Genomic DNA, 8,751 nt, shown 5'->3' on the forward strand with positions numbered 1-8,751 from the left:
CGGCACTTCCATCTCCGCTCACGCAACATTGAACACCGGATAGATGATGATGTCGCTCCGATCTCCGTTGGCGATCTCATCGCGTACGGCAACTGCACAGCCTCGGAGCTTATTATGCGGATCGCGACGGACGGAGCGAGCACCGTTGCAGTCGCCGATCTGCTCGATCAGTTATACGCGGCCGGGGTGATCGAAGAGGACCTCGACGCCGTTTCGCTTGGCCGAACAGCGGTGGGATGACGGGCCGCATGGCGCTGGCTTATCTATCCGCGAGGACGCGAGTGCCTTCCGGCGACAGCAGCATGGGCAAGACGATAATCACGAAGCGCTTCTCGGACCCGCATCCAATATCTTCTCCCGGCACTCGTCGGCGGCCTCTTCTTGGCTCGACAGCGATCAAACCGGACGCGTCAATGTCTGGGGCACGATAACTGGTGTCATCACCCTGGCGGTCGGCATTTCGGCAGCCGTTGGGCGGAAGGACCGGTGTACGTCCCCGCCGCAAGGCATCCGTTGTGGTCCGACATCCCGAATGATCGGCTGCTGCGCTACGACGAAGGCGATGGTTCCGTTAGTGTCTTCGAGACCCAGTGCAACAATCAGAACGGCCACACGCTCGACCGCGAAGGCCGCGTCGTTGCTTGCGAGCATGGCGGACGCTTGTCGAAAGCGTTGCCGACAAGCGGTTCAATTCACCCAATGGCGTGGTGGTCAAATCCGACGGCACGATCTGGTTCACCGACCCGGTCTACGGCATCGAAAGCCACTACGAGGGCAAGATCGCCAGAGCGGAGATCGGCGGCTCCCATGTCTACCGGTTTGACGAGGTTTCGGGCGAGGTGAGCGCCGTCATCACCGATATGGTGCAGCCGAACGGCCTGGCTTTCTCGCCCGACGAGACGATCCTCTATGTTTCGGACAGCGGCGCCAGCCACGTGCCCGGCCTGCCGCGCGCGATCAGGATTTATGACCTTGCCGCCGACGGCCGGTCGGCGCGTGCAGGCGATACCTTCGCCGAATGCGGGGCAGGTCTCTTCGATGGTTTTCGCGTCGATCGCGACGGCAACATCTGGGCCTCCAGCGCCGACTCGGTGCGTGTCCATGCACCGGACGGAACCCTGATCGGCCGTATCCTGGTTCCCGAGCTCGTTTCCAATGTCTGTTTCGGCGGTCCCAAGCGCAACCGCCTCTACATCACCGCGCAGACATCCCTCTACGCCATCTATGTCAACACACATCCGGCCGGCGTTGGTCCGGTGGCGGGCGACATCAGCCGGTGACATGTCGCCAACTCCAATCGAAAGCCGAGTTTTGAAAGACCATGCAATTTCTTGAAACCAAGGGAGGTACCAAGATGCAACGCAGAACATTCCTGAAATCATCCGTCGCCTTGATGGCGATCGCGCTCGCTGCTCCAACCCTGTTCTCCCTCCGGGCCAAAGGGACTCTGTCTTGCACGTCAAGCACTTCACAACGCAGGCCCGGTCTAGGAATGAGCGGGACCTTGGGCCGTTCGACTTCGTGAACCTTCGGCAGCGCAGCATGGTCCAACTCGGGACGTGGTGGGCACTTGGAGGTGGGGTCCATTCGCATCTTGTAATGAAATCGCCGGCTTTCCGGTTGGCACAACCGTTGCAGAGTTGTTTTCGACGACATTTCGACAAATGGGAGAAACGCATGAATCGCTGGAGCAAGCTGGTCGACGTTAGCCACCGTCAATGTCTAAGGGGAGGAGGGGGGAGTTCCTGCGTGCAATATCTGTTCGTCGGTGCCACAATGGTTTTGGCGTTACTGCCTCCGGTCGCCCGGGCCCAGGATATCGAGGGAGGCAAGGCGGTCTTCAAAAAGTGCGCCGCCTGCCACAGCGCTGATACCGGAGCAAACAGAGTCGGGCCATCCTTGAAAGGCGTCGTGGGCCGGACAGCGGGGACCGTCCTTGGCTATTCTTATTCGAAAGCCATGAAGGATGTGGGCGCTGCGGGCCTGGTATGGGATGAGCCGAACCTGATGCAATATCTGGCAGATCCCAAGGCGAAAGTGCCGGCGAACAAAATGGGGTTCCCTGGCCTCAAGAATCCCGACGACGCCAAAAACGTCATCGCCTATCTCAAGAGTGTGTCAGGTTAGAAACCTTTGGCCTTTGCGCGTCGAGAACAACGCAAAGAAGGGAGCGATCGTGTGTCACTCCGTGAAACCTGTTTTGAAAGCCGACTGTTCTGCCGGGCAGATTGGCGAAGCTATCCCGTTCGAGACGGCGGTAGCCAAAGCCATCGCGCTCGCCAAACCTGTTCGATATAGGGAAACAGTCTCGCTCGTCGGTGCATTAGGGAGGGTTTGCGCCGCCGATATATGCTCGCCTATTTCGCTGCCTGCGTTCGATAATTCGGCCATGGACGGGTTTGCCGTTCGAACGGCGGATTTCGACGGGGAAGGGCCTTGGACATTTCGTCTGGCTGAACGGGTGGTCGCCGGCGATGTGCGCGCTCTTGAGAACCTCGACCCACGAACTGCACTCAGGATATTCACGGGAGCACCCGTCCCGTGGGGCTTGATGCCGTGGTCATGCAAGAGCGCCGCGAGCGAATTAGCGATACCGTCACGATGGACAAGCGGCCCCGTCGTGGTCGTCACATCCGTTTTGCTGGCGAGGACGTCAGCGCCGGCACGGAACTGGTACGGCGGGGCAAGGGCCTGTCCGCCAGGATCTAACCTTGTTGGCAGCGGTGGGGATCGTCAACGTTCAGGTGCTTCGAAAGATCCGGATAGGACTGCTCTCCACCGGAACCGAGTTAAAAGAACCGGGCGAGCCCCTCGAATACGGTCAGATTTACAATTCCAATCAGATCATGCTGAGCTCGTTGCTGGCGGGTTGTCTTTGGGCGGAGATCGTCGACTTCGGCATGGTCCCTGACAGCCTGGGTCTCCTCACAGACGTTGTCGCTCGCGCCGTCACGTCCTGTGATGCCCTGGTGACCACAGGCGGGGTCTCGGCAGGCGAGGAACACCATGCGGTGGTGGCTGTTCAGGCCCATGGTGCCGACCTTGGCGTCCTCAACGTCGCGATGCGGCCGGGCAAGCCGCTGAACGTCGGAAGGATCAGGAAAACAGTCTTTGCAGGGTTGCCAGGCAATCCCAACGCGGCGCTGATAGCCTTCCGGCAGATTGTCCTGCCTGCCTTGCGAAGGCTGGCTGGCCTCGCGGAGACCCAGCCGCAATGGTTTTCGGCGGTGGCTGGCTTCAACTGCAAAAAGCGGCAAGGCCGAACCGAGTTTGTGCCCGTCCGCATATCCGGCCGCACCGAAATGGGTGAACCTGTGCTGGAGATGCCTGAACGTGGAACCTCGGCCAATTTGACGGCCGTTGCGTTGGCCGACGGCATCGCACTCCTGCCGCCTAAGGCCGCCGAAATCACAAACAGCATGCCGCTACGCTACGAACCGTTTGGGACCTAGACATTATGACCGTGGTGTGATTGGCGGCCCCACCCTTAGTCTTTGCAGCTGTATAGCAAACGGGGTTGCTCGGGAGTGCCGAGCCGAGCCCCAGCAAAGGAAGGACAGGCAAGAAGCATTCTCGCCTCTATTTCTGCCATGACCCGATCGGCTACGGGCTCGCCAGTTGGCGGTCACCGCTGCGATGTCGTAGCACCCTCGCTGATTCCCAAGCGCCCGGGCGAGCGCTTCAAGACGAACACCGGCGCGATGCGGTCAGCCTGGCGCGACTTTCGGGCGGGGAACTGAAGGGATCTGGGTTCCCGACGCGGTGCATGAAGCGGTGCGCGATCTGGTGCGCGTGCGGGCTGCATCGGGCGAGGATCTGCGCGAGAAGCGCCAGCAGCTTTTATCGTTCCTGCTGCGCCCTGGCCGAGTTTTTAGCGGACGCAAGAATTGGCGCCCAGTACATGCCCGCTGGCTGGCGGCGCAGAAATTCGACCATCCGGCCCAGTAGATCGTGTGAGTGTGCGACCGGTAATTTCTCTGGGGTCAGGCGGCGCGTAGAAGAGGCGTTTTGGGCTTGAATATTGGAGGCACGTTCAGTTCTGGATGTCGGAAAGGCGCCCGCAGCCGGTTGCGAAGTTCGCCATTGATCTCCGCCGCCCGGACCTGATAAGTGGTCAATGCCTGCCGCTGCAACCGCACCAGCATGGTCATCGCGAATGTGTGCCACAGGTGATGCAAAGTTCCCGTCACACCGGTCCCCCGGAACGCCTCTGCAAAAACCGCCGTCAATCGTGTCTTGCTGACCGCGTTTCCCTGAAGATTGAGGAGGAGCGCCGACCGCGGCCGATAATCCGGCCGCTGGCGCCGCAACGCCCGGACCTGCGGCATGCGAACCTCGTTGATATAGGATTGCATGCGGTCGACCAGGCGGATCGGCGGGTAGATCGTGCGCGGCTTGTCACCCTTGGTAATTGTCAGGGGCACGCCGATCAGAGGATGATTCTCTTCGTCGAGATGCGGTCTCCGTAGAGCGGATCACGAGCAACTTCTGACATGGCCCGTGTACCCACATCTTCATCAGCCGTCCGTTAACTTTACGGGGCCTTCCGGTGCCAGGAGCACTGCAACGCTTCGTTTCGATCTTCTCACGGCTCTGCGCAATCTCTTCGTCCTGCCCCGCTCAAAATGCTCCGCTCTGGCTACCCATATTCACCGCCTGCAATGGCGCAATGGAAAGCCGTGGCCATGGTCAGCTGACATCAGCGGCCGCAGATCTCAACGCGTTCATCTGTAACAAAGTGACATCGCCCGATGGACAGTTTGGCGTGCGTGGCGCCTCACCCCTTGGTCACTCTGCGTTGCAGAGCCGCCCCACCACGCGGTAGCGGCGTCTCGTTGGCCAATCTCGGAAGCGCGTTCTTCGACAGGAAATCATTGATCGCTTCGCCAAGGAGCGCTTGCAGCGTGCTATCTCGTTCTAGCGCAAGACGCTTCAGCGCCTTCACAACTTCAGGGTCGAAATGACCGGAAATTTGGCGCCGCCCGCTTCGGGACGGAGGCTTGTTTGCGACCATACATCACCACCGAAAGAAGAACTCCCGGGAGCTCTACATAAAAGAGGAACATAAGTAATCAAGGTGTTGATCTGTCGACATTTCAACACTTCAACATTTATGAATTTACTATGGTGTCGCACAACAGAACTTGACGTGGGCGCAGACATAAAGGAATGTTTGTGCAAGCACTGATCAAAGGGCCGCACGCCACTCACTGAGGCGGTCAGCCGCGCGAATAAGAACGACTGGCGCGATGCACGCACTGCTTTGGGAGGGCGTACTCATCAAGGTCAGCTGCGCGATCGACGCCGGTTCGGAATCCCGGACGCGCGCGGCGAACGTGATCTGCTGGATGGTCGCGGCACGTCATGACGGAGGAAGAGCACGACGCCGGGCTCCGCAACTATAATCAAGCTTTCGGCATCGACGTCAACGACCCCGAGGCTGCCAAGGTCGCCCGCGAACTCCCCGATCCCGGAGGGCGTGAAGATGGCCGCCTGATCGAACTGCCTGGAGGGGCGAACGGCGTTCGCCCCCTCGCTCCTACCGCTTTTTCGCATGATGATGGAGTTGATGATGCTCACGAGCACGAAGATGTTCCTGATGATGTCCCAAGAGGTTGACTATGGGGCGTTGGTCCGTGGCGCGGACGCGGCGTCGGCGATCGAACGGCACTATGCCGAAATGGATGCATGGTGTCCGCCGCAAGACCCAGAACTGAACGAGGAGTTTGCTGTCACCCTCTATGAGATCCCAAGACACGCAGAAGGGGAGGTCGCCGCCCTTGTCGACAAGCTGTCGGCCGGTGACTATACGGCCGCAGCCGCCCATCTAGTCGCGCGATATCCCGACATCACCTCCACCATCGTCAACGTCATCTATACCTATGCGGAAGGGGCGAAAGCTACAGAACTCAAGCCTATGCCAGACCTCTTCGAGCGCCTCCGCTAGGGCAATCGCGGCCTCGTCCATATCGATTTGGGTCGTAGAACGGCCAAGGCTTAAGCGGATCGATTCCTCGGCGGCCACAGCACCAATCCCCATCGCGATCAGCACGTAGTATGGCTCGGGCGTTCCCGGCGTGTGCAAGTTTTGTCTGGTCAGAGAATTTGCCAGAGTGGTGGCAACCTCATGCGGCAGCGAGGCTTTCGAACTGCTCGGAGAGAGACGGGTTCGGATTGAAGGCGTACCGCGCCTGTCGTTTGCGCATCATGTGGACCATCTCGATGCCGGACAGGGTTACCGCGGCGGGGTGTGCATCGATGAAACCGAGCATCGGCCGCACCCGGCGCTTGATCCGCCGATGATCCTGCTCGATGCGGTGATTGCGGTATTGGCTTTGGCGGATGCGGATCGGCTTCGACCAGCGCCGGGAGCAATCCTGCAATCGACTTGTGGCATCGCAGGAAACAATGGCTTCCCGGTTGGTCTGACTGCCCTCGATGACGATGTGATCGGGACGGCCATGGCGTGCCAACGCTTTTGTGAAGAAACGCTTGGCCGCCGGCAAATCCCGGTATTCACTGAACCAGAACTCGATGCTGTCGATGGCGCGATAGAGGTACATCCATCGCCCGCGGACCTTGATGTAAGTCTCGTCCGCATCCCATTTGCCGATCACGGAGCGCTTGCGCCGGTTAAAGCGTTCATCAGCAGCGGCGCGAAATGAACGACCCAGCGATGGATCGTCGAATGACCGACACTAATGCCACGCTCCGCCATCATTTCTCGAAGATCGCGTAGGCTCAGTCCGTAGGCCAGACACCCGCGAATGCAGAGCAAGATCACGGATTGGTCGAAATGGCGGCCTTTGAACATCTCAACTCTTCGGGGAACACCGGAGCCCAATGCCATGCGCTTGGTTACCAAGAACTTTGCAACACATTCCTCTCAGGCGGGTATTTCGCTGACGTAAACCGACGTACCGAGCTGCCGACCAAGTGGTGTCTCGATCCCGAGCAAACAATACTGTCGACCAAATTGTCACCTATCGAACAGAAGCGAACGGTACCCAGCCAGCAGAAGCGCGACGCAAAGGTGCGCCGGCCCGAATTGAGTATCAGCGGAGCTACGTCCTCAGGATGGTACGTCGCTTGCATAGTCATTGTGGGAAGCCGTTGTGACGGTCTCTCCAGAACCAACGGAGATGACGATGGCAATTGGTCCAGAATTACTGAATTGCTCGGCGCAACTGAAGATTTCGGCTAAGAGCTGCAGGCGCAGCGTGCCGAGGCAGGAAGGTAACGATGTCGCAAGCTGAGGTAGAACGATTCGTCGACGATCTGGCGAAAGACGGTAATCTGCTCGAAAAGGTAAAACCGAATGCTACGGGTCTCGCATCGATTGTGGCTATAGCAAAGAGCCACGGCTACAATTTCACGCTCGATGAGGCTAAGAGTTACATTCAATCGCGAAGCCCACGCGAGTTAACCGACAAGCAACTCGATGCGATTTTCGGCGGCAAGCATGATCCCAACGTTGCGACCTCGACCAAGGTTGTGCAGACCGCTGCGGTCGTTACCACCGCTGTGGAGGCAGCGGAAGCAGCTACGACTGTCGCAGAGGCAGCCGAAGCCGTTGTAGTCGTCGCTGCGGTCCTGATCTAACCGCTCACTTTAGAGTCTGAGCGCATCCACCCGTGCTCGATGAGACGTGTGAAGAAAACTTAAAATCAGGCCACTCGCGAGAAGCGATCATGGGATCGCTTTTGGCAGCTGGCCTGCGAAACGCCGCATCAAGAGGCCGTCCGTAACGTCATGACGCACGCTGCAACCGAACACTACCGACAGATCTTTGACCGACGCACTCCCGGACAACTTCGTACGCTAGCACACATCAAGCGCTTCCTGGAGCGCTTGGTCGGCGACATGGCGTTCCGCACCGCGCTTTCGGAGAACGGCGACAACCCTCGAACGGTCACTGAGCGCTACGGCATCGAAGTTGACCCGATGGAGATGCTGCCGCTCTGGCGCAATAGCTACCTGAAATACCGCTTCGAGCCGGAATGTGCGTCGTGGCCGCTGGCTGTGATGTGGGACGAGTATATCCGCGAGATGTTGCGCCATCGCGACATGCTGCGCGCCGAGGGCGAAATGTCGATGGTCAACCCCCGCTTCCATGCGTGGCGAGAGCGCCAAATCCGCCGCTGCAACGGCGAATTGGGCGGATCGGCACCGTCGGTCACGCACCCGGTCATCGCTTTCGAGCTGAGTGAAGGCTGCACCGTCGGTTGCTGGTTCTGCGGCTTGTCGGCCGACCGGTTCAAGGGCTATTATGAGTATAGCGAGGAGCATGCCGAGCTTTGGCGCGGCGTGGTCGGTGTCGCGAGCGAGATGTTTGGTTCGGCAGCCCGCACTGGTTTCTGCTACTGGGCCACAGATCCGATCGATAATCCGGACTACGACCGCTTTCTGTTCGACTACTATGAAATTACGGGCGCATTGCCACAAACGACCACGGCGGCCCCGCTCAAGGATCAGGCGCTCACCAGGCGCGTGCTCGAACTGTTCAAACGTTACGGTGGCGTGACGAATCGTTTCTCCGTGCTAAGCACGAACCACCTCAATCAGATTCACGCGGCGTTTTCGCCCGAGGACCTGATGGGGGTCGAACTCATCCTCCAGGGCAAGGAGGCGCTAACCGCAAAGGCTTTCGCCGGGCGCGCGCGCGCGCGAAAGGAAAAACTCAGGGCAGCCAACAACGACGATGCAATCGAGTTGCTCGAGCGCGATCACACGACGATCGCCTGTGTTTCC

Annotated in this window: 9 protein-coding genes and 5 pseudogenes; 11 read left to right on the top strand and 3 right to left on the bottom strand. The window is 59.4% G+C overall.

The genetic code is table 11. The annotated features are described in order from the left end of the window. The 6 genes and pseudogenes from NKH57_RS32550 to NKH57_RS33950 form a co-directional block, all read left to right on the top strand. Positions 1–240 (top strand): annotated as a pseudogene (locus NKH57_RS32550) (radical SAM family RiPP maturation amino acid epimerase); the annotation flags it as partial. 246 nt (positions 241–486) lie between these two features. Further along, positions 487–1,280, top strand: a pseudogene (locus NKH57_RS32555) (SMP-30/gluconolactonase/LRE family protein). Positions 1,281–1,776: 496 nt separating this feature from the next. Beyond that, positions 1,777–2,127 (top strand): c-type cytochrome, encoded by a 351-nt coding sequence (locus NKH57_RS32560; protein ID WP_352698298.1) that lies wholly within the window; start codon positions 1,777–1,779, stop codon positions 2,125–2,127. 61 nt (positions 2,128–2,188) lie between these two features. Continuing rightward, a pseudogene (locus NKH57_RS32565) lies at positions 2,189–2,709 on the top strand (MoeA family protein). A 2-nt stretch (positions 2,710–2,711) separates the two neighbouring features. Beyond that, positions 2,712–3,452 carry a molybdopterin molybdotransferase MoeA gene (locus NKH57_RS32570; RefSeq protein WP_352950429.1) on the top strand — a complete coding sequence of 247 codons (741 nt, stop codon included), beginning with the start codon at positions 2,712–2,714 and terminating at the stop codon, positions 3,450–3,452. 65 nt (positions 3,453–3,517) lie between these two features. Then, positions 3,518–3,945: pseudogene (locus NKH57_RS33950) on the top strand (IS110 family transposase); the annotation flags it as partial. 38 nt (positions 3,946–3,983) lie between these two features. Here the strand turns inward: NKH57_RS33950 and NKH57_RS32580 are convergent. After that, positions 3,984–4,355, bottom strand: a complete 372-nt coding sequence (locus NKH57_RS32580) for a hypothetical protein (protein WP_352950433.1) — start codon at positions 4,353–4,355, stop codon at positions 3,984–3,986. A gap of 203 nt (positions 4,356–4,558) precedes the next feature. Between NKH57_RS32580 and NKH57_RS33955 the strand changes: the two are divergent. Then, positions 4,559–4,697, top strand: a pseudogene (locus NKH57_RS33955) (IS6 family transposase); the annotation flags it as partial. A gap of 80 nt (positions 4,698–4,777) precedes the next feature. Here NKH57_RS33955 and NKH57_RS32585 read toward each other — a convergent pair. Beyond that, the gene (locus NKH57_RS32585) at positions 4,778–5,014 is read right to left on the bottom strand and encodes a ribbon-helix-helix domain-containing protein (protein ID WP_352606085.1); all 237 of its coding nucleotides are present in this window, start codon (positions 5,012–5,014) and stop codon (positions 4,778–4,780) included. A 350-nt stretch (positions 5,015–5,364) separates the two neighbouring features. Here NKH57_RS32585 and NKH57_RS32590 point away from each other — a divergent pair, with 350 nt between their 5' ends. Next, complete coding sequence (locus tag NKH57_RS32590; RefSeq protein WP_352606083.1) at positions 5,365–5,619, top strand: hypothetical protein; 255 nt, start codon at positions 5,365–5,367, stop codon at positions 5,617–5,619. Further along, the gene (locus NKH57_RS32595; protein ID WP_352606081.1) at positions 5,591–5,947 is read left to right on the top strand and encodes a hypothetical protein; all 357 of its coding nucleotides are present in this window, start codon (positions 5,591–5,593) and stop codon (positions 5,945–5,947) included. Before NKH57_RS32590 ends, NKH57_RS32595 begins: the two co-directional genes overlap by 29 nt. A 178-nt stretch (positions 5,948–6,125) precedes the next feature. Here NKH57_RS32595 and NKH57_RS32600 read toward each other — a convergent pair. Next, a protein-coding gene (locus tag NKH57_RS32600) for an IS6 family transposase (protein ID WP_352950436.1) occupies positions 6,126–6,814 on the bottom strand; the annotation gives its coding sequence in 2 pieces (ribosomal slippage) (positions 6,126–6,646 and positions 6,646–6,814; 690 coding nt in all). Between the two features lie 428 nt (positions 6,815–7,242). Between NKH57_RS32600 and NKH57_RS32605 the strand changes: the two genes are divergently transcribed. Then, positions 7,243–7,602 carry a Nif11-like leader peptide family natural product precursor gene (locus tag NKH57_RS32605; protein WP_352950438.1) on the top strand — a complete coding sequence of 120 codons (360 nt, stop codon included), beginning with the start codon at positions 7,243–7,245 and terminating at the stop codon, positions 7,600–7,602. 150 nt (positions 7,603–7,752) lie between these two features. Further along, on the top strand, positions 7,753–8,751 hold a 999-nt coding region (locus tag NKH57_RS32610), incomplete at its 3' end, for a radical SAM family RiPP maturation amino acid epimerase (RefSeq protein WP_352950440.1).

The sequence above is a fragment of the Mesorhizobium sp. M1050 genome (assembly GCF_040318715.1).
Taxonomy (GTDB): Bacteria; Pseudomonadota; Alphaproteobacteria; order Rhizobiales; family Rhizobiaceae; genus Mesorhizobium.